The 20,117-nt window shown below is 46.1% G+C and carries 18 protein-coding genes; 14 read left to right on the plus strand and 4 right to left on the minus strand.

The features are described from left to right. The first annotated feature begins 162 nt into the window (after positions 1-162). The 7 genes from C7H79_RS08065 to C7H79_RS08095 all read left to right on the plus strand — a co-directional run bounded on the left by C7H79_RS08065 (position 163) and on the right by C7H79_RS08095 (position 5,218). Positions 163-1,275 (plus strand): aromatic ring-hydroxylating oxygenase subunit alpha, encoded by a 1,113-nt coding sequence (locus C7H79_RS08065; RefSeq protein WP_106706773.1) that lies wholly within the window; start codon positions 163-165, stop codon positions 1,273-1,275. A 43-nt stretch (positions 1,276-1,318) separates the two neighbouring features. Further along, positions 1,319-2,173: a DMT family transporter gene (locus tag C7H79_RS08070; RefSeq protein WP_106706774.1), complete on the plus strand. Its 855-nt coding sequence runs from the start codon at positions 1,319-1,321 to the stop codon at positions 2,171-2,173. Positions 2,174-2,264: 91 nt separating this feature from the next. Further along, entirely contained in the window at positions 2,265-2,615 is a 351-nt protein-coding gene (locus C7H79_RS08075) for a SpoIIAA family protein (protein ID WP_106706775.1), read from the plus strand. 138 nt (positions 2,616-2,753) lie between these two features. Beyond that, entirely contained in the window at positions 2,754-3,236 is a 483-nt protein-coding gene (locus C7H79_RS08080; protein WP_106706776.1) for a hypothetical protein, read from the plus strand. Positions 3,237-3,238: 2 nt separating this feature from the next. Next, complete coding sequence (locus tag C7H79_RS08085) at positions 3,239-3,622, plus strand: SirB2 family protein (protein ID WP_106706777.1); 384 nt, start codon at positions 3,239-3,241, stop codon at positions 3,620-3,622. Positions 3,623-3,661: 39 nt separating this feature from the next. Further along, a complete protein-coding gene (locus tag C7H79_RS08090; protein ID WP_106706778.1) occupies positions 3,662-4,174 on the plus strand; it encodes a GNAT family N-acetyltransferase in 513 nt (170 codons plus the stop codon). Positions 4,175-4,237: 63 nt separating this feature from the next. Then, complete coding sequence (locus tag C7H79_RS08095; protein ID WP_106706779.1) at positions 4,238-5,218, plus strand: Kelch repeat-containing protein; 981 nt, start codon at positions 4,238-4,240, stop codon at positions 5,216-5,218. A 134-nt stretch (positions 5,219-5,352) separates the two neighbouring features. Here C7H79_RS08095 and C7H79_RS08100 read toward each other — a convergent pair whose 3' ends face one another. Further along, entirely contained in the window at positions 5,353-6,582 is a 1,230-nt protein-coding gene (locus tag C7H79_RS08100) for an EAL domain-containing response regulator (protein ID WP_106706780.1), read from the minus strand. Between the two features lie 161 nt (positions 6,583-6,743). Next, the gene (locus C7H79_RS08105; RefSeq protein ID WP_106706781.1) at positions 6,744-7,196 is read right to left on the minus strand and encodes a hypothetical protein; all 453 of its coding nucleotides are present in this window, start codon (positions 7,194-7,196) and stop codon (positions 6,744-6,746) included. Between the two features lie 213 nt (positions 7,197-7,409). On the opposite strand from C7H79_RS08105, the gene C7H79_RS08110 reads away from it, so the two are divergent. The 5 genes from C7H79_RS08110 (at position 7,410) to C7H79_RS08130 (ending at position 11,377) form a co-directional block, all read left to right on the plus strand. Further along, positions 7,410-8,072 (plus strand): hypothetical protein, encoded by a 663-nt coding sequence (locus C7H79_RS08110; RefSeq protein WP_106706782.1) that lies wholly within the window; start codon positions 7,410-7,412, stop codon positions 8,070-8,072. Positions 8,073-8,075: 3 nt separating this feature from the next. Next, a complete protein-coding gene (locus tag C7H79_RS08115) occupies positions 8,076-8,366 on the plus strand; it encodes a hypothetical protein (RefSeq protein WP_242447203.1) in 291 nt (96 codons plus the stop codon). 176 nt (positions 8,367-8,542) lie between these two features. After that, positions 8,543-9,139: a TetR/AcrR family transcriptional regulator gene (locus C7H79_RS08120; RefSeq protein ID WP_106706784.1), complete on the plus strand. Its 597-nt coding sequence runs from the start codon at positions 8,543-8,545 to the stop codon at positions 9,137-9,139. Positions 9,140-9,199: 60 nt separating this feature from the next. Then, a complete protein-coding gene (locus C7H79_RS08125; RefSeq protein WP_106706785.1) occupies positions 9,200-9,472 on the plus strand; it encodes a DUF4242 domain-containing protein in 273 nt (90 codons plus the stop codon). Positions 9,473-9,628: 156 nt separating this feature from the next. Further along, on the plus strand, positions 9,629-11,377 hold the full coding sequence (locus tag C7H79_RS08130) for a tetratricopeptide repeat protein (protein WP_106706786.1): 1,749 nt from the start codon (positions 9,629-9,631) through the stop codon (positions 11,375-11,377). 282 nt (positions 11,378-11,659) lie between these two features. On the opposite strand, the gene C7H79_RS18845 is transcribed toward C7H79_RS08130, so the two are convergent. Then, positions 11,660-12,523, minus strand: coding sequence for a PEP-CTERM sorting domain-containing protein (locus C7H79_RS18845; protein WP_242447205.1), 864 nt, complete (start codon positions 12,521-12,523; stop codon positions 11,660-11,662). Between the two features lie 695 nt (positions 12,524-13,218). Then, positions 13,219-14,748: an NAD(P)H-hydrate dehydratase gene (locus tag C7H79_RS08140; protein WP_106706787.1), complete on the minus strand. Its 1,530-nt coding sequence runs from the start codon at positions 14,746-14,748 to the stop codon at positions 13,219-13,221. Between the two features lie 86 nt (positions 14,749-14,834). Between C7H79_RS08140 and purL the strand changes: the two genes are divergently transcribed. Next, on the plus strand, positions 14,835-18,821 hold the full coding sequence (gene purL, locus C7H79_RS08145) for a phosphoribosylformylglycinamidine synthase (RefSeq protein ID WP_106706788.1): 3,987 nt from the start codon (positions 14,835-14,837) through the stop codon (positions 18,819-18,821). Between the two features lie 76 nt (positions 18,822-18,897). Beyond that, the gene (locus C7H79_RS08150; RefSeq protein WP_242447206.1) at positions 18,898-20,091 is read left to right on the plus strand and encodes a ChaN family lipoprotein; all 1,194 of its coding nucleotides are present in this window, start codon (positions 18,898-18,900) and stop codon (positions 20,089-20,091) included. Positions 20,092-20,117: the final 26 nt, after the last annotated feature.

A 20,117-nucleotide genomic window follows, 5' to 3' on the forward strand; every position in this document is an offset into this window, starting at 1 on the left:
ATGTCATAACGCTAAACGGTTAATGATATTTTACTATCAAGATTGCTATTATAGCCAAGCAATCGAATTTTCGTTTTTTACTTGCATAATTGGGTTTTAAATTTTTGTCTTTTCGTGTATTTTCGCCGCTAATTTTTTCTTGGGAGAATATAAGGTATTTATATGTCGAATATGGCTGAGATCTCACAACTGACGGAAAGGTCAGTGCAACTTCCCATTGACTGGTACCTGGATCCAAAAATTCTTGAAATTGAGAAACGTATCCTGTTTGATCAAGGACCAGGATACGTGGGTCATGAAGCAATGGTGCCAAATATCGGGGATTATTATGTACCGGAACGGATGGAGAAAGCCAAAGTGCTGGTACGTAATGAACAAGGAATTGAATTACTTTCTAATGTTTGTCGGCACAGGCAGTCTCTTTTACTGGACGGTAGAAGCAATACTAAAAGTATTGTGTGCCCGATTCATCGTTGGACGTATGCCTTGGATGGGAAATTGTTAGGCGCACCGCATTTTGATCAGAACCCTTGTCTCAATCTTGCAAAAACTCCGTTGCAAAACTGGAATGGCTTGCTGTTTTCTGGTAAGCGCAACGTATCGCAGGATTTGGCAAATCTAAGTGCCGATGTTCTTAAGGATTTTGATTTTTCCGGCTATTTGATGGATCGTGTACAGATTGAACATTACGATTGCAACTGGAAGACATTTATAGAAGTTTATCTGGAGGATTACCATGTTGATTCGTTTCATCCGGGCCTGGGCCATTTCGTCAATACCGAAAAACTTAATTGGGAATTTGACAGTAGATATAGCGCGCAAACCGTAGCTATTGATCGCGCACGTTTACAGAAACCAGGCAGTTCCGTGTATGCCAAATGGCATGAGCAAGTGTTGCAACAAACTGAAGGAAAGATGCCGTCAAATGGTGCCATATGGCTGTTGTATTTTCCTAATGTCATGCTGGAGTGGTATCCCCATACACTGGTCATTAGCACGATATTGCCAACGGGCATTGAAAGTTGCATGAATATCGTTGAATTCTACTACCCGGAAGAAATTGCGTTATTTGAGCGCGATTTTGTGGAAGCCGGGCAGGCTGCTTATGAGGAAACTGCACGCGAGGATGATGAAATCTGTCAATTGATGACGGCAGGTCGGCGTGCATTGTATGCTCAGAATCTCAGCGAAACTGGGCCTTATCAAATGCCAATGGAAGCTGGGATGAAACATTTTCATCAATTCTTGCGACGTGAGATCGGCTCATACCTTTGATGGCCGCTGAGTTGTAATTACAATATTTAAGGAATACAGAATAATGCGTTCAATGTGGATGCTGATTGCTGCATTTATGTTTGCATGCATGGGTGTGCTAGTTAAGCTCGGGGCTGCTTATTTTTCCAGCACCGAGTTGGTGTTTTATCGATCGCTGTTTGGTGTCTGGATGACCTATATAATCCTTCGTTTTTATCGCTTGTCGGTGCGTACACCTCATTGGCGGATTCACTGTTGGCGTGGAATAACGGGCTTGGTCAGCCTACTGATGTTTTTTTATTGCTTAACGCAATTGCCGTTAGCCACCGCTGTTTCGCTGAATTATACCTGGCCGCTTTTTGCCGCAATGTTTTCCACTCTGATTTTGAAAGAGCATATTCATTGGCCACTGGTCATTACCGTGATACTGGGTTTTATCGGGGTAATGCTGTTGTTGCGTCCTACCGTGACAGATGATCAATGGTTTTCGGGCGTAATGGGTATTGCTTCAGGTTTCTTTGCGGCAATTGCATACATCAATGTCAAGCAGTTAGGTAATCTAGGTGAAACGGAATGGCTCGTGGTATTTTATTTTACCTTGATCAGTACCGTGTTAACCGGCGTATGGCTTCTGTTTACCACATTCAGTCCGATTACGGGACATGGATTGCTATTGTTGCTCGGAATCGGTCTGGTTGCAACACTGGCACAATTGGCGATGACGCGTGCGTACCATCAAGGCGTTACGCTGGTGGTGTCGTCATTGGGTTATAGCACGGTGTTGTTTTCCACGCTTTGGGGAATTTGGTTTTGGAATGAAATTTTATCGCCGGTTGCTTGGCTGGGGGTGGGATTGATTGTTGCGGGGGGATTACTCAGTGGCATCTTAGGCTTTAGATTGACGCAGTCCGTTACCTAAAAATGATCCGGCAGACGGCAGTTGATCGGCAAAATTTGCACCAAACCGTTTAATTGCCTATCATGAGCTTGTTATCTTTTAGGGTGGAATCATGATTACTATTCAGAAAAAAAACAATCTGGTAATTGTTGCAGTTATTGGTGAATTTACTTTGACTGATTATCGTGAATTCGAGCAGCAGGTGCTATACAAGACGCACTTTGATGGCAAGGCAAACCTTTTGTTTGATTGGCGTGACATGTTGAATTATACCGTCGACGTAGCCTGGGAAGAAATCAAATTCATGCGTGATCATGGCAGTGAGTATAATCGGGTGGCGGTGGTTACGGATGACGAATGGCAAACTTGGGCTACTTGGGTTTTTAATTTGTTTGTTAATGCTAATGTAATGGTGTTTCATGACTATGAAGAAGCAGAGGCGTGGGTTTCCGAGAATGAATAATCCTCGAAATTATGGCATTCTCAACGATCTGTCGATGTGCAAGGACGGATTGTGTTGCTTAGGGTATCAGACACTTGCGCGATCAGATACGGAGTACTTTAATGCTTCTCAAGTTTGCATCTAACCGGTAATAATTAAATGAACGAATTGATACTTGCCAGAGTAATGCATGTGTTGGGTGTGGTCTTGTGGATTGGGGGTGTGGCGATGGTGACCTTGGTGTTGTTGCCGATGCTCGCGCGGATGTCATCAGCGGCGGAAGCCATGGAAATTTTTGCTCGTTTCAGACGGCGTTTTGCTGCACAAGCACGAATTGCTACATTGATTGTCGGTTTAAGCGGCTTTTACATGGTCTATGCATTGGATGTCTGGCAGCGCTTTTTACAGTGGCAATATTGGTGGATGCACACCATGGTTCTGATCTGGTTGGTGTTTAGCGTGATGCTGTTTGTCATGGAGCCACGCGCGCGCCGCCAAGCTGTTGCGCCGGTACAGCAAAATATCACACCAGAAATATTTGTCAAAATACAGCGTAAGCATATGATTTTATTGATTCTTGGATTGATAACTATTGCCGGTGCCGTGGCAGGAAGCCACGGATGGTTAATTCCTTCTAACTGACAATGGATTACGCATTATTAAAAATGATTCATGTCGGCAGCGTGATACTGAGTTTCTCATTATTTTTTTTACGTGGTATTTGGTTGATTCAGGATTCTGAAAATCTCAATCAGCGTTGGGTTAAGATCCTGCCGCATATCAATGATACGGTGCTACTGATCAGCGCCATTCTGTTGGCGACAGCGATCCAGCAGAACCCCCTGGAACATACTTGGCTGGCTGCCAAGGTGTCCGGCTTGCTGGTGTACATTGGGTTAGGCATGGTAGCGATGCGATTTGGCAAAACCCGCAAAACAAGAATCACTGCCTGGATCGCCGCTCTTTGTGTGTTTGCCTATATTGTCCTGGTCGCGTTAACCAAGAGCCCCACGTTGGGCATCAGTTAGACTTTATCAGCACTGCTTTCCAAAGAGTCTAGTAATCGAATGGATTTTTCTACTTTTCGTCTTGAAAAGGCCGGTTATCACCAAGCTCAAGCTATAAGTGATCTGATCAATCTGACCTATCGCGGAGAGACTGGCTGGACCACGGAAGCTTCCATTATTCAGGGCGACCGAACCGATCGACAGGAAATAGAAACTGCCATGACGAATCCTGATTCATGTTTTCTTGTTGCTAATCAGTCGTTTATGTTGGTTTCGTGTATTTATGTTGTGAAAGAAAAAGAACAAGCCTATATCGGTTTTTTCTCGGTTCACCCCAGTCTGCAACAGCAAGGGTTTGGTAAATATATGCTAGAACAAGCTGAAACATATGCCAGTCAAACGATGCGAGTGCGCAGATTTAGCATGTTTGTGGTGTCGCAGCGTTCGGAACTGATCGCATTTTACCAGCGCAGAGGTTATCGTCTGACCGGCCAGATCGAAGCATACCCATTGTATCTGGGGACGCCAAGAACTTCTGATCTGACGATTGATTATCTGGAGAAGGTTGTATAAGGTAAGATTGGGAGAATTGCAGTTATGTAGTTATCATTCAGCCAGATCATAAGGAAGAATGCCATGTCAAAATTTAAATTTCTGATCGTCCTGCTGGTTCTTTGCAAAACCGCGCTGTTACACGCGGAATCTACTGATCTTGGTGTTTGGCGTAATGCGGCACCGAGTCTGGAAAAACGAACCGAAATTGCTGCGGCCACGTTGGACGGTAAAATTTATGCGGTCGGCGGTTTTAGTCAACCGACTCTGAGCAATGTGCTGGATTTCGCCATCAGTCGCACGGTGGAAGTTTATGATCCTGCCACTGATACCTGGGCAGAAACAACGCCGCTGCCAGAAGGTCGCCATCATGCCGGAATTGCTGTCATCGATGGATATTTGTATGTGATTGGCGGTTTTACCAAGGGCGGATTGTCGGTTTGGCGTGCGGTGGCTACGCTCTATCAATACAATTCAGCTACACAAACCTGGCGCGAAATGGCGTCTATGCCATCTGCGCGTGGTGCACTGGGTGTCGCCGTGCATGAAGGCCGTTTATACGCCGTTGGCGGCTATGATGGTGCCAAAAACTCCAACGCGGTGGAAGTGTACGATCCGCAAGCCAATACATGGAAGTCTGTTGCCACCCTACCAACTGCGCGGGATCATCACGCGGTGGTGACTGCAGGCGATAAGATTTATGCCATTGGTGGCAGGCCAGAATTGAATTACCGTAAAAACATGGCTGTGGTAGAACAATATGATCCAACGATCAATCAATGGCAAACACGTGCCAGTATGCCAACCGCACGCAGCGGCATTGCTGCTGGCGTTATCGACGGACGCATTTATGTGGTGGGGGGTGAGTCCGGCGAAGGTACATTCAATACCCATGAAATGTACCTGCCAAATGAAGATCGCTGGGTGGCTATGACGCCGATGCCGACGGCCCGACATGGTTTAGGCGCGGCTGTAGTCAATGACCAGTTGCATGTTATCAGCGGCGGCCTGACGCCCGGTGCATCGTTTAGTCAAGTGCATGAAGTATTTTCGCCAGCACGTTAATCGTTCGATATTTGTGGGCATTAGAAATTGCAGCTGAGAACGCATTGTACGATCAATGCAGAGTTTGATTCATAACATCTTACACGGATAATGGGATTGTCTTGAGATTGATCCTGAATCACCCATCGGATCAACTACTTTGGCGCGACGATCAATTCAGTATGTACTTTATTTTGCCATTCTTCCATCCAACGAGGAAAATCATCAGGTAGCAACGGCTTGGAAATAAAATTTCCTTGGGCCATATCGCACCCTGTTTGCCGCAACAATTCCCAATCGTTACGATCCTCAACGCCTTCAGCTACAACATCCATGCCCAGTTGCTTGCCCATCGCTAAACTGGCGTCGTAAATAGCGCGTAATGTGTCATCTTCAGACGCGCGATGTACAAAGCCTTGGTCGATTTTGAGTTCATTGAACGGAATGTCGCGTAACTGCGATAATGATGAATGGCCGGTACCAAAATCGTCAATCGACAAATGAAATCTTTTAAGACGCAGCCGAGTTAGGATTTCCAGCGGTATTCGCGTATCGATTCCCATTAGCTGGCTTTCTGTGACTTCGAGTACGATTTTTTGTGGCGGTAAACCGTTTTCGGTCACCAGATTAACTACGAAATCCTGAAAATCCAGTGATGCCAGATTGTCCATTGAAACATTGATTCCAATCCGTAATGTCAACCCCTTCTCATGCCATTGCTTAGCCTGAGCTATGGCTTGTTGCAAAACTTGGTGTGTCAAATCGTTAATCAGATTATTTTCTTCCGCAATGCGGATGAACCGATCGGGCAATATTATTCCATCTTTCGGATGATGCCAACGAACCAATGTTTCTGCACCGATCACATCACCCGTTTCTACCGATACCTTGGGTTGGTAGTAATTGACTAATTCATGATGAGCAAGAGCGGATTGAATATCCGCCGCGTTATAAATTTTATTGTTGGGTTGCTGCGGAGTGACTGAAGAATCAGGTTCCCATTGTTGCAATATTTCAGAAAGTTTTTCAGGGTTCACGGGTTTGAGCAGATAGCCAAGCATGGGTATTTTGTGTGCATGAACCAGTCTTTCAGCAGTTTTCAGCATGCGCTCGTCCTCACCGCTGACTAGAATCAGTTTGCCGTGATACTGTCGGTCAACCAGATAGCGAACAAATTCGATGCCATCCATATCGGGCATATTCAAGTCGAGCAGAATCAAATCCGGACAGGTATCGGTTTGATCGATCTTTTTCAAAGCATCTGCACCGTTGTCGCAAGTGACCACAGAAGTATAACCCAGCTTGGCAAGCATACGCGTCAAGAGTTTGAGCATGAAGCTGTCGTCGTCGAGAATCAGTATCTTCACGTTGGATGCCCTAACCATGATTCGCCTTTTTTATTTTTCAAATTGGAAAGAGATACAGAAATTTAAATATTTGCGCACGATCATACACTGTGTCATATGAAAAATGATAGCAATCACTTTTCTGATACCTTAAGCCGAAAAAATGCGCTTGTATCCGCTTCATCATGTTGATTAATTAGTTAGTGTATTTGATATCCGATGACTTTGATGATCTTCCACTTGAAATCATGCACATGGACATCATCGCCCGTCAGCGGCATGGAAAGTGCGCCTTTCGTTACTGGTGGTAACTTCAGGTTAATCTGATGTTCCTTCGATTCATGCGACATATTCTCGTGCATATGATGATGATCATGAATGGGTGTCATGCTGACAACAAGTTGTGTTACATAGTAATGCTCATTGCCATTGTAAATAGTACCACTAAAGATTCCCCAGCCGAATCCGGCATCGATCTTAAGTTGTTGAATCACTTCCGCGGGTAATTCGATCAAATCAAATTGGTGTTGTGCATCAGATTGCTGACAACAGCCTACGGTGGCAGGATGTTCGCTAGCCATCGCCGGGAACGAAACAATCAGTAACATCATGATAAATACAGTGCATCTAATTGGTTTCGATAGATTAGCCATTCAATATCCTTAAAAAGATAACAGTTTAATAGTAATTAAGCAGGATTATAAATCAATGAATCTGATTTATTGGAACAGATGCTATGACAGTTGATCAGATTCGCATAAAGGATAGTGTCTACAGGTCTAATAAAATAAATATTTCTTGCGGTTAGATAGAATGTTGTTTCAGAATGTTAGGTGATGTTTAAACCATTCATCAAGGGGATGCTTATGAAACAGAAAATACTTTCAGTCATGTTGGCGGCACTGCTGCTATTGACGGGGTGTGCATCGATACCACCTGACGCTCCAGAACTTTCGGCGCAGCTCGGTACGCGAATTTCTTCGCTGGAAGCAGCGCATGTTCGGCTTATGCAGGAGTTTTTCCGTGAAAAAAGGCTGCGGATTGACGATTTTGTGCAAGATGTATGGGTGCCCATTTTTGCTCAAGAATTCTTCGGTGATCCGAAAGTCGATATGGTCTGGAAGCAGGTGGTTCAATCACAAGATGCAAAAGACCGTTTAAGGTTTCTTGTGCTTACGGGATCCAAACTTCAAGCGAGGATTAATCAAAAGCGCATTGAGCTTATTCAACCGCTGGATGAACTTGAGATGCAGATACGTAACAAACTTAAATTAGAGTATGATCAAGCAAGAGCAATCAATAATTCATTGACTGCTTTCCTGCAATCGGCATCAAGAGTTGAAGAAAACAGAAAGCGTTATCTCGATATGATGAGTGTAACAACCGCGGATATCGATAAATTCGTCAATCAAACCGATCAAGCTGTAACCGAATTAGTTGTTGCTGCCCGTGATATTGAAGATCGTGCGAAAGATGCGGAGAAATACCGTAAAAAGATCAGAGATATTCTTGATAAATTGCATAAATGAGGGATGATGATGGGAATCGACTGGGATAAATTTCGGAAAGAGTTGGATCAGGTCATTGATGAAGCAGGCGACAGAACAGATAATAAGCTTGCAGGGAAGATTTCAGCAATCACTAGATTATCAGATGCTGAAGTTGAGGATCTGTTTCCAGACCCAGCCGAAGTCAAAAAGCTTGCGGAGTTGATGGCGATTATTAAGCATTCTGGTGATCAAAACGATAAAATCAATAAAATTGTTGGTAATGCTGAGGAGTTTGGTGGGATTATTCTCAAACTGCTCACTAAATTCGTTTAACTGTAATAACTCACACCGAATATATTCACTTGTATCAAGGTAAAGAGAATTTCTCCCGGTCTGTTATTGCAGGCCTGTCCTGAAGCCTTGTCAAGGTGATTAGCCTATCCTAAGAAACCGACGGGGTATTTCATTCAAAAATTGACATTCAAGACAACCGGTCATATAATTTCTGAATGCCCAAGTCAACCAAAAAAGAATTTAATCGAGAGAGCTTGCTAAATCAGGGTGTTACCATGTTTATAGAACAAGGTTATCATGGCACCGGATTGCAGGAAATTCTTGATGCAGTGAGGATTCCCAAAGGTTCTTTTTATAATTATTTTGACAGTAAAGAAGATTTCGGGGCTGATGTCATCCAGCATTATCTCAATCCATTTATTACACAATTAGCCGCTTACTTGGATAATTCAGGTACGGATGCGCTCGGTGCAATTCGTTATTATTTTGAAGAGCTCATTGTAGAACTTGAGCAGAATGACTTTAAAGGGGGGTGTCTTTTGGGCAATCTGATGGGAGAATTGGGAGATTCCAGTGAAATCTGCCAGAAATCTCTTCAAACAGCAGTCAATTGTTACCGGGATGTGTTGCAGCGCGGGCTAACAAAAGCGCAGCAGCAAGGCACCGTTAGATCGGATATATCAGCTGAAGAAATGGCTAATTTGCTAATAAATGCTTGGCAAGGCGCTTTATTGCGAATGAAGATAGAAAAGTCATCTGCTCCTGTTAAACAATGCTGTCATCGTTTATTAGGAGATTATTTTATGCCTTAATTTTTTTTATTTAATTTAAAAACGACTGGTCATATTATTTTCTAATTTATTGGAGGAGCTATGCCAAAATATCTAATAGAACGTGAAATTCCTGGAGCGGGCGCATTAACACCTCAAGATTTGCAAGCCATTTCTCAGAAATCATGCGCTGTATTGAGTAATATGAGTCCACGGGTTCAATGGCTGGAAAGTTATGTAACGGATGATAAGGTCTATTGCGTCTATATTGCACCAGACGAAGCCGCCGTCAGAGCGCATGCTGAACAAGGCGAGTTTCCAGCCAATCGTATTTCTCGAATCAAAACTGTGATCGATCCTACGGCCGCGGAGTAGAATAAGTAAGTTACGGGGGTTCGTAAGAATTATTGTTTCCATGGAATTGTTAACAATCCCATGGAAAATGGACTCTATTAATTTTGCATTTCGGTAAGTGAAAGGTAAATGACCATAATCACTTAACGATGCCAATTTATTCAGGAGGGATATATCATGCAATTTTATACTGCAGTTCGCTCCACGTTATTTATTCCGATGCTGGTTTTAGCAAGCACTTGTGATTCATTTGCCGGAACTGTAGCGTCAGACATAACGCCAAAACATTTAGCTGCCGCAGAATCGGAAGATGGGCGTCAGCAATATGTGACATCCGAGTTGGCGCATAAACCAGGCCCGGATAGTCAGCTTGCTCCCAGGTTGCTTAATCTGGGTGCGCATACGTTCCCGGTTAGCACACGTAACCCGCTAGCGCAACAATACATCAACCAAGGACTCAATCTTGCCTATGCATTCAATCATGCCGAGGCACGTCGGGCATTCCGCGAAGCGGCAAGACTCGAACCCGATCTTGCAATGGCTTACTGGGGCCAAGCGTTGGTACTTGGTCCCAACATCAACGCAATGATGGAACCGAATGAAGAGCCTCATGCGTTAGAGATCGTGCAAAAGGCTAAATCGCTGATGGCGAATGCGTCGCCGAAGGAACAAGCTCTTATCAATGCCCTTGAAAAACGTTATTCGGGGCATACCGAGGATCGGGAAGTAAATAATAAGGCTTACGCGCAGGCCATGAGGGAAGTGCTTCAGCGTTTTCCGCATGATGAGGATATTGCGATGCTTTATGTGGAGTCCATGATGGATCTGCGCCCCTGGGGTTATTGGATGCTCGATGGTCAGCCGTATGAAGGAACAGCCGAGATCGTTGCGCTGACGGAAGAAGTGTTGCGGCGCAATCCGAAACATCCGGGCGCTCTGCATATGTATATTCACCTGATAGAGCCGACTAGCACTCCAGAGCGCGCGGAGCAAGCAGCTGATACGTTGCTGACGCTGATGCCCGCAGCGGGACACTTGATACACATGTCATCGCATATTTATCAGCGCGTCGGCCGCTACGCCGACTCAATAAAGAGCAATCAACTTGCAATCGCCGCGGATGAAGATTACATCACGCAATGTCAGGCGCAAGGTTTGTATCCAATGGTTTACTATCCGCACAACATTCATTTTCTCTGGTTTGCAGCGACGCTGGACGGTCAGAGCAAGCTTGCCCTCAGTGCTGCACAAAATACGGCCAGCAAGATTGATGATGATGTGCTGAAAACGATACCATTGACGGCAATATTCCGCGTAACCCCTTACTGGGCACTTGCGCGATTTGGTCACTGGCAGGAAATACTTGTGCTGCCTGCGCCCCCTGCAACCAATCTGTTTTTAACCGGAAGCTGGCATTATGTGCGTGGTCTCGCATTTGTCGCAACAAAGCAATTACAGCATGCTGGAAAGGAACTGGAAGCGCTGCGCAAAATTATGAAAGATCCGATGCTGGATAGTCCGCTGCTTTCAAAAAATACGACCAAGACTGTACTGAATGCTGCACCTGAAGTTCTTGCAGGAGAGATTGCCGCTGCGCGTGGACAATTTGATCAGGCCATTGCACATCTTGAAAAAGCTGTTCGCCTGGAAGATGCTTTGGTGTACACCGAGCCGTCGGAATTTCACTTGCCGCCTCGGCTTGCATTGGGCGCTATCCTCCTGGAATCAGGACGACCCCAAGAAGCAGAAACAGTCTATTGGGAAGATTTGCGACGAAATCGCAACAACGGATGGGCACTTTATGGCTTAGCACAGGCATTGCGAGCGCAAAACAAACATGATGAGGCTGCAGTTATCTCGGCACGTTTTGAGCAAGCCTGGGCACGTGCCGATATAAAACTGCAGGCATCCCGTTTTGGACGCTAATGATAATTATATGCGCCGTTAAAATTCTGACGGTCATCTAACAAGCTATTGAAAAGCGTTTTTGAGGCAACTGATACAAAGAAAAAGCGGGCGAAAAACGCAGTTTATGCTTAATAATTGGGTATTTTGAGCCTGTTTTTAAAACCGTAGCAGCAACGCAGATAGGTTTTTAACAGCTTGTTAAGGCGGCCCAATATCGAAGGCTTCTTCTACCCATCTGAGAAATCAGGAAGGATAACTTCGTCACTGGGACGAAGTTATCTTGAATGCAGTTATATAAAGTTAAACGCTTCTTTTTTGACGTCGTGCGCTGAATCCTAATAATCCCAGTCCAGCCAGCAACATTGCGTAAGTTTCTGGTTCAGGTACGGGTGAAGTAACAACATCATCAATTTGGAAGGTGCTGGAGAAAAATAAGCCGAACACATTATCGTCATTGCTTGGGTTAATGGTTCTTAACTCGACGAATGTATCGCCCACCTGCAGAAAAGGAGTCGCGTCAACACCATTACCTAAAGCAAGATTGTAAAATTCATCGTCATAGCTTGCACCGTGCAGTGATGGATCCGCCGGATTCAAAGGACTATCGCCGATACCGCCAGCAGTAATCAATGCGCCGTTTGCATTCTCAAAACTTCCATCATCATTACCACCAGCAGCGCTGGTCAAAGTGCGTGAAGCTGTGGAACTGGTTGTTACATCGATAGTAGTGAATTGATTGTCACCAAAGCTGAAGCTGCTTGCCAATGACATAAAGGCATCACCGCTGGTATAGGGTGCAGCAAAATCAAGACGAACCGTATCACCGGCCGTGGATAATCCACCATCCAGAATAATCGCGCTACCACCAGCAGTGCTGGCATTCTGGTATGCCACCACCAGTACTTCACCATCGGTAAAACCATTTTCGGCAATTGACCAGTTTTGCAACCCGCCAGCACTTGATTCGATTGCAGGTTTCATAAAGCTTGTAACATCATATACTCTTGTATGCGTTGGATTGCTTGATGGCAGCAAAGAACCTGAAGCACTTGATAAAAAAGTTCCGTTAAGTGTTACGTCTCCGGCTACGCCACTACCAAAAACATCAGAACTATAAAGATAAGCGCCCAGTACGACAGATCCGAGAGGTATGTCAGTTTGCAAGAGACCACTGCTAGCGCTTTCGCTACCCATGCATCGATGGATAAAGCAGCATCTGCAAAGATAGAACGCACAGACATATTAGCTGCTGCCGGGAGGCTCACAGCCATTCCCATTACCGCAACAGCAGCCGATAGAGAGATAAAATTGTTTTTCATAATATGAATTCCTCTTTTTATTAGATAAGTTAGCGTATTTGTTAAATACAAATACAGCCAGATATTATCTAGTTAGGTAATCAAATTAAATAGTAGATATCTCCTATTCAGCTAGGACGTTTGTCCTAGGAGTGAGGCATATTGATGTATGAGAAGAGAAGAAAGCTGAGTAGCTTGGAGATAAGGATCTGTTTGGACTCAACTATCTGACGTACTCGTGGTCCATAAATTATAGGGCATTGATATATATAGAAATAATCTATAACTGCAGATTGCATTGAGGTATTGGCAGCGACTGTCTGCAAGCAGAGAAAAGCCTGCTTGAGACGCGACAGATTCAAGACCACACAGGCGCATTGAACTTTGGTAACGACGCATTGGCGTTTCTGGTTCGATGATGTTGAAGCGATTGCACTTATTATTGCATGTTTCCATGGAGTTAACGTTAAGGAAAATTAGATGCGTTACAGGAATTGCATCAACTCAATCCTGGCGCCATGCCATCAATGGCTTGGAATCACAGCATTGCATTCCTGCTACTTATGAAAGGGTTTTTTTCTTTTGGTAAATCCATTTATTGAGTAATAGTCGCGCCATATTGATAATCTCCGACGCAACCATACCTAGTGGTCCCTGATTTTGCTGCAACAAGTGATCTGCTGCAGCGCCATGCAAGTAAACTGCAAGCATCAGTGCCTGGCGGGGATTCAAATCTTGTGCAATCAGAGCGCCGATTATTCCGGTTAATACGTCGCCGGTTCCAGCGGTACTCAATCCAGGATTGCCGCTGGTGTTCAAAAATCGTTTGCCCTCAGGGAAACAACAAATGCTGCCAGCACCTTTCAGTACGATATGACAATTGAACTGCTGTGAGATTTGATACGCGGCATTCATGCGATCGTTTTGTACGGTGGCAGTGTCGGTATATAAAAGCCGCGCAGCCTCAGCGGGGTGAGGTGTCAGGATGGTGGAAGCGTTGCGCTGACTGAGTCTTTGAGCTAAATGTTGATGTTGTGCAATCAAGTTGAGCGCATCGGCATCAAGCACTAGCACGTGTTCATCATTCAGTGCATGTTCCAGCCACGACAATGCTTCCTTAGATTGTCCCAAACCGGGACCGATGATCAAGCAATTCAAGGATTCTAACGTGAATAGCTCAGATGGATGACGTAGCATCAATTCCGGTTGCGAAAAATCGACTGGTGGTACGCTCTCTGCCAGTAAGCCGAGATAAACGCGTCCCGCACCCAGATACAAGGCTGTTCGTCCTGCCAACAGTGCGGCACCAACCATACCGGTGGAACCGCCGAGGATCGCTACATTGCCGAATGAGCCTTTATGGCTGTTAACAGGACGAGGTGGTGGTAATAGCGATTGCGCAAGATTTTGATTCAACAGCCAGACGTGCGGTTCGGGTGGCGAAGGTAGCAGGATATTCAGGTCGCGCAACACAATCGTGCCGCAGCATTCCGGTCCGAAATTGGTGAACAGACCGGGTTTGAGTCCAATAAATGTTACGGTGGTGGTGGCGCGGATTGCAGTGCCATAAATGCAACCGTCATCGCTGCCGAGACCGGATGGAATATCCAGCGATACAATGGGAGCATTCATTCGATTGACGGTATCCACCCATTCTCGATACTTGCCTTCAATGGGTCGGCCTCGGGATTGATCCAGACCGATGCCAAACAGACCGTCTATCACTGTGTCCCAGTTTTGATCGCCGTCGGGTATGTCAGCTAGAACCTCACCGCCGATATCCAACCAGGCTTGTATGGCTTGTTTGGCATCTGGTGGAACGCGATTAAGGTCACCGTTGAAAACTACAGTAACCGCATTTCCCCATTCCTTCATGTGGCGTGCCACCACGAAGGCATCGCCGCCGTTGTTGCCCGGACCTGCGAGTACCAATATGTGATAGTTAGGGTTTTTGTGCAATTGATCACGCACAATCTGCGCGGCGGCCAAGCCCGCTTTTTCCATTAATCGAGGGGGCGTGGGTAGTAGGGTGATTAGATGTTCTATTTCGCGTATTTCTGCAGTAAGAAAAATCGGTTCAGCAGTCAACATATTCTTCACACTCTCGGGATGATCAGCGATAAGTATATCTTCTCGTGTAAAATTGCAATCTTTAAATAATTACTTTATTTCCTCTGATGCTCCAATTTTGTGGTGGACGTGCACTTTCTCCGTTTCGTCTGGAAAAATTACTCAAAGAAATTAGAACCCTCAACCTGCCAGTAACAGCAATACATTCTGAATATTGGCATTTTTGCTCGGTGACACGAAGTTTGTACGATAACGAACTGAGTGTGCTGAGAAAAATACTTAATCACGATCAGGTACAGGAAAGTGTGCGCCATTCAGGTGAGATGTTTTTAGTCTTGCCGCGCCCAGGCACAATTTCTCCCTGGTCTACAAAGGCTACGGATATTGCCCAGCATTGCGGTTTAGCCGTTACCGAGCGGATTGAGCGAGGGATTGTGCATTATATCCAATGCGGTGCGGAACTCTCGTCTGATGACAAAGCCCGTCTGGTACCTTTGCTACATGATCGCATGACAGAAGCTGTTTTTGCTTCGCTTGATGATGCCGCTAAATTATTTGAACATTTTCCATCGAAACCGCTTGGCACGATAGATGTAATGTACGGTGGTATCAAGGCTTTGTTACAGGCAAATCAAGACATGGGGTTGGCCTTGTCACCGGATGAGATTGAATATTTGTTGCATCATTTTCAACGCATACACCGAAATCCGACCGATGTTGAATTAATGATGTTCGCACAGGCCAATTCCGAGCATTGCCGCCATAAAATATTTAATGCAGATTGGATTGTTGATGGCAAGCCCCAGGATAAATCGCTGTTTGCCATGATACGCAACACACATCAAAGTCATCCGCAGGGAACGCTGGTGGCGTACACCGACAATGCCAGTGTCATAGAGGGAGCAAAAATCAACCGTTTTTATCCAGACAGTCAGCGAGCATACGGTTACGCCGAGGAAAGAACGCATGTGTTGATGAAAGTCGAAACGCACAATCATCCGACTGCGATTTCGCCGTTTCCGGGTGCTGCAACGGGTGTTGGTGGGGAAATTAGGGATGAAGGCGCAACGGGTCGGGGCGCAAAACCAAAAGCTGGATTGTGCGGTTTCTCGGTATCCAATCTGACTATTCCGGGGTTCGTGCAACCGTGGGAATATGATGGAGCCGATAATCAGTCAGTCTATGGTAAACCTGGGCGCATTGCGTCGGCGTTACAGATTATGCTGGAAGGTCCGATTGGCGGGGCGGGATTCAATAATGAATTCGGGCGTCCCAATTTGGCGGGTTATTTTCGAACTTTTGAAGAGCGCTTAGCCGGAGAGATGCGAGGGTATCACAAGCCAATCATGCTGGCGGGTGGTATCGGGCAGATTTCAGATCTGCATGTGCGTAAAGAAAAATTCCCTGCAGGCGCTTTGCTGATTCAACTGGGTGGACCGAGTATGCTGATCGGTCTGGGCGGCGGTGCGGCTTCCAGTATGGATACTGGCAGCAATACCGAAGCATTGGATTTTGATTCGGTGCAGCGCGGTAATCCGGAAATGCAGCGGCGTGCACAGGAGGTCATCGATCGCTGTTGGCAACTTCAGCGAGGCGGTGTTGAGAATCCGATTTTATTCATCCATGATGTAGGAGCCGGTGGTTTGTCCAATGCGTTTCCTGAATTGGTGCACGACTCCGGTCGCGGTGGGCGTTTTAATTTGCGCGATGTTCCTTCTGAAGAAACCAGCCTGTCACCGATGCAGATTTGGAGTAACGAGGCTCAGGAACGCTATGTTTTGGCGATCAAGCCGGAATCTTTGGTGCTGTTCCAAAGCATTTGCGAGCGCGAGCGCTGCCCGTTTGCTGTAGTGGGTGAAGCCACCAGCGATGAACAACTGGTGGTAACCGATCCACAATCCTCCACTCCACCAGTCGATATGCCGCTGCCGGTGCTGCTTGGCAAACCGCCGAGAATGACGCGCGACGTTGCCCACAAGTATCGGATACTTCCGACACTTGATTGGCAGGGGGTGAATTTAACTGAAGCTGTCTACCGGGTGCTACGCTTGCCTGCGGTGGCCGATAAAACTTTTTTAATCGCCATCGGTGATCGCAGTGTCGGCGGCTTGTCGGCGCGTGATCAGATGATCGGCCCATGGCAGATTCCAGTTGCCGACGTTGCGGTGACCAGCATGGGGTATCAGACCTACTTGGGTGAGGCGTTTGCCATTGGTGAACGCACACCATTAGCTTTGATAGATTTCAAAGCGGCTGCGCGCATGGCGGTAGGCGAAGCAATTACTAATATTGCTGCGGCATCGATTGGCAAGATCGAAAAGATTAAATTGTCGGCCAATTGGATGGCCGCAGCTGGACATGCGGGAGAAGACGCCGGATTGTTCGATGCAGTGCATACCGTTGGGATGGATTTATGCCCGCAACTGGGTATTAGCATACCGGTTGGAAAAGATTCGATGTCAATGAAAACCGTTTGGGAAGAATCGGGGCTGCGTAAGGAAGTTACGGCACCATTGTCATTGATTATCACCGCTTTTGCAACAGTGATGGATGTGCGCAAAACCCTCACACCAGAATTACGCACAGATTGCGGTGACACTGAATTGGTTCTGATTGATCTGGGGCGAGGGCAGAATCGGCTAGGCGGCTCAGCATTGGCTCAAGTGTATAAACAAGTCGGCAATGTGGCACCGAATATTGACGGCGAAACCGGTGCACAGCACTTGAAAAGTTTTTTCAAAGCGATTCAACAGCTCAACGATATGGACAAACTGCTCGCATATCACGATCGTTCCGATGGCGGTTTATTCGTAACGTTATGCGAAATGGCATTTGCCGGTCATACCGGCCTGACCGTAAATCTGGATCAGTTATGTTTTGATCCACATAGCTGTGATATCGATGGATCGGAATTGCAACCTGAACAATTGAGTGGGCGTTTTCTGGAGCGCCTTCTAACGGTGCTTTTCAATGAAGAATTAGGTGCTGTGATTCAAATTGAAGTCGCACAGCGACAAGAGGTGTTGCAGGTGTTAACTGAAGCCGGATTGCGTGATGTCAGTTTTCTCATCGGTCAATTAAACGGCACCGATGAAGTCCGCTTGATGCGCAATAATAAGCCAGTTTTGGCAGAGAAACGAGTAGATTTACAGCGTGCCTGGTCGGAGACCACGTATCAGATGCAAAAGTTGCGTGATAATCCAAATTGTGCGCAACAGGAATACGATCGGCTTCTCGATATTACTGATCCAGGACTCCAGGTAAGATTAAGTTATGATGTTGATGACGATATCGCTGCGCCCTTCGTTCAAACTGGGATGCGTCCACGTTTAGCGATATTACGCGAGCAAGGTGTCAATGGACATATGGAGATGGCGGCGGCTTTTGACCGTGCTGGCTTTACTCCAATCGACGTGCATATGAGCGATATTCTGTCAGGTCAATTGTCATTAAGCGATTTTATGGGACTGATTGCCTGCGGCGGGTTTTCTTATGGTGATGTGTTGGGTGCGGGCGAAGGCTGGGCTAAATCGATTTTATTCAATCCACGTGCCCGCGAAGAATTCGAGGCTTTTTTTCAGCGTAGCGATACATTTGCACTGGGTGTATGCAACGGTTGTCAAATGATGAGTAATTTGCATGAAATCATACCGGGTGCTGAGCGTTGGCCGCGCTTTACACGCAATCTGTCAGAACAATTTGAAGCGCGCTTTGTCATGGTGGAGATACAACGCGGCCCATCGCTGTTTTTTGATGGCATGGCCGGAAGCCGAATGCCAATCACAGTAGCGCATGGCGAAGGCAAAGTTGAGTTTTGTTCCGGTGTATCTGACGATGTTGCATCATTGGTGACCATGCGATTTGTGGATAATCACGGACAAGTAACCGAGCAGTATCCTTATAATCCGAGCGGATCGCTCCAAGGCATCACCGGATTAACGACCCCGGATGGACGTTTTAATGTGTTGATGCCGCATCCGGAACGAGTGTTTCGAGTGACGCAACATTCCTGGTATCCCGATGCTCGTTCTGCTCTGGTGGAGGATGGGCCTTGGATGCGTTTGTTCCGAAACGCGCGTAAATGGATTGGATAGATCACTAATTTTATGAATCTGTTAACTGGATAATCAAAAAATGACAAATTTTAGTTTAACCCGCTGTAGCAGAGCTATGAGCGTGACTTTTTTGCTGCTGAGTCTATGTGTAAATAACGTAATGGGAGTCACCATCCCAGCAAAAAAACCGGCGCCAAATAATTGTGTGCCACTGGGAGATTGGATTGTTCCAGGCTTGGGTAAAACCACACAACAGGAAGTCATCGCGCAGGCAGCGAAAGCATCGGTAGTGTTGTTGGGAGAGACGCATGTTAATGCGGATCATCATCGCTGGCAGTTGCAAACATTGGTGGCTTTGCACGCCGTGCGTCCGAATATGGTGATCGGATTTGAGATGTTTCCCCGCCGAGTGCAAGCAGCGCTGGATAAATGGATTTCCGGCGAGTTGGATGAAAAGGATTTCCTTCGAGAATCTGAATGGGATCGGGTTTGGAATACCGACGCCAATCTCTATTTACCGTTGTTTCACTTTGCACGCATGAATCGTATCCCTATGATCGCATTGAATATTGAGACTAAGTTACGTCATCAGGTGGCGGAAAAAGGTTTTTATGGGGTACCGCTGGAAGAGCGAGAGGGATTGACGCGACCGGCGGAACCAAGTCAATCGTATATTGATTATTTGCTGCCGATTTATAAACAACATGACCGTAAAGACAAAAAAACAGGCGAAATTACGCAAGATGATTCAGATTTTCGGCGCTTTATCGGTGGGCAGCAATTGTGGGATCGTGCCATGGCACAGATCCTGCAGCAAGCTGTAACAGAATCTACCGATCCGGAGAAACCGCTGGTTGTGGGGGTAATGGGTGCGGGACACGTACTGAATGGTTTTGGAGTAGCGCATCAATTACACGACTTGGGTATCCAGAATGTTGCTGCATTGCTACCATGGGATAGCAGTAAGTCCTGCAAGCAGTTAGTTAAAGGTGTGGCCGATGCTGTTTTTGGCGTAATGCCGCATGTTTCTGAATCCTTCAGACCACAATTTCAGCGCTTGGGAATCCGCTACGAAATGGGGCGAGGCGGTGCTGTGGTGCTACAAGTTGAAAAAAACAGCATTGCCGAAGTTGCGGAGCTCATGGCTTCGGATGTGATTCTGGAAATGGCGGGTGTACCGATCAGACTTACCGAAGATGTGATCAATATTGTAAAACGACAAGCGCCCGGAACTTGGTTGCCAATCAAAATAAAACGAGATGATCTGGAAATGTTAATCATCGCCAAATTTCCAGCTTTGAGCCTTTAATTATTTTTGTTTCAAATTATGACAGT

Origin of the sequence: Nitrosomonas supralitoralis, from assembly GCF_003011925.2 — a bacterium.
Lineage (GTDB): Bacteria > Pseudomonadota > Gammaproteobacteria > Burkholderiales > Nitrosomonadaceae > Nitrosomonas > Nitrosomonas supralitoralis.

What these genes read in the sequence shown, in the direction of transcription:
- C7H79_RS08065 (WP_106706773.1), top strand. Translation starts at nt 163, where the DNA reads ATGTCGAATATGGCTGAGATCTCACAACTGACGGAAAGGTCAGTGCAA.
- C7H79_RS08070 (WP_106706774.1), top strand. Translation starts at nt 1,319, where the DNA reads ATGCGTTCAATGTGGATGCTGATTGCTGCATTTATGTTTGCATGCATG.
- C7H79_RS08075 (WP_106706775.1), top strand. Translation starts at nt 2,265, where the DNA reads ATGATTACTATTCAGAAAAAAAACAATCTGGTAATTGTTGCAGTTATT.
- C7H79_RS08080 (WP_106706776.1), top strand. Translation starts at nt 2,754, where the DNA reads ATGAACGAATTGATACTTGCCAGAGTAATGCATGTGTTGGGTGTGGTC.
- C7H79_RS08085 (WP_106706777.1), top strand. Translation starts at nt 3,239, where the DNA reads ATGGATTACGCATTATTAAAAATGATTCATGTCGGCAGCGTGATACTG.
- C7H79_RS08090 (WP_106706778.1), top strand. Translation starts at nt 3,662, where the DNA reads ATGGATTTTTCTACTTTTCGTCTTGAAAAGGCCGGTTATCACCAAGCT.
- C7H79_RS08095 (WP_106706779.1), top strand. Translation starts at nt 4,238, where the DNA reads ATGTCAAAATTTAAATTTCTGATCGTCCTGCTGGTTCTTTGCAAAACC.
- C7H79_RS08100 (WP_106706780.1), bottom strand. Translation starts at nt 6,582, where the DNA reads ATGGTTAGGGCATCCAACGTGAAGATACTGATTCTCGACGACGACAGC.
- C7H79_RS08105 (WP_106706781.1), bottom strand. Translation starts at nt 7,196, where the DNA reads ATGGCTAATCTATCGAAACCAATTAGATGCACTGTATTTATCATGATG.
- C7H79_RS08110 (WP_106706782.1), top strand. Translation starts at nt 7,410, where the DNA reads ATGAAACAGAAAATACTTTCAGTCATGTTGGCGGCACTGCTGCTATTG.
- C7H79_RS08115 (WP_242447203.1), top strand. Translation starts at nt 8,076, where the DNA reads ATGATGATGGGAATCGACTGGGATAAATTTCGGAAAGAGTTGGATCAG.
- C7H79_RS08120 (WP_106706784.1), top strand. Translation starts at nt 8,543, where the DNA reads ATGCCCAAGTCAACCAAAAAAGAATTTAATCGAGAGAGCTTGCTAAAT.
- C7H79_RS08125 (WP_106706785.1), top strand. Translation starts at nt 9,200, where the DNA reads ATGCCAAAATATCTAATAGAACGTGAAATTCCTGGAGCGGGCGCATTA.
- C7H79_RS08130 (WP_106706786.1), top strand. Translation starts at nt 9,629, where the DNA reads ATGCAATTTTATACTGCAGTTCGCTCCACGTTATTTATTCCGATGCTG.
- C7H79_RS08140 (WP_106706787.1), bottom strand. Translation starts at nt 14,748, where the DNA reads ATGTTGACTGCTGAACCGATTTTTCTTACTGCAGAAATACGCGAAATA.
- purL (WP_106706788.1), top strand. Translation starts at nt 14,835, where the DNA reads ATGCTCCAATTTTGTGGTGGACGTGCACTTTCTCCGTTTCGTCTGGAA.
- C7H79_RS08150 (WP_242447206.1), top strand. Translation starts at nt 18,898, where the DNA reads ATGAGCGTGACTTTTTTGCTGCTGAGTCTATGTGTAAATAACGTAATG.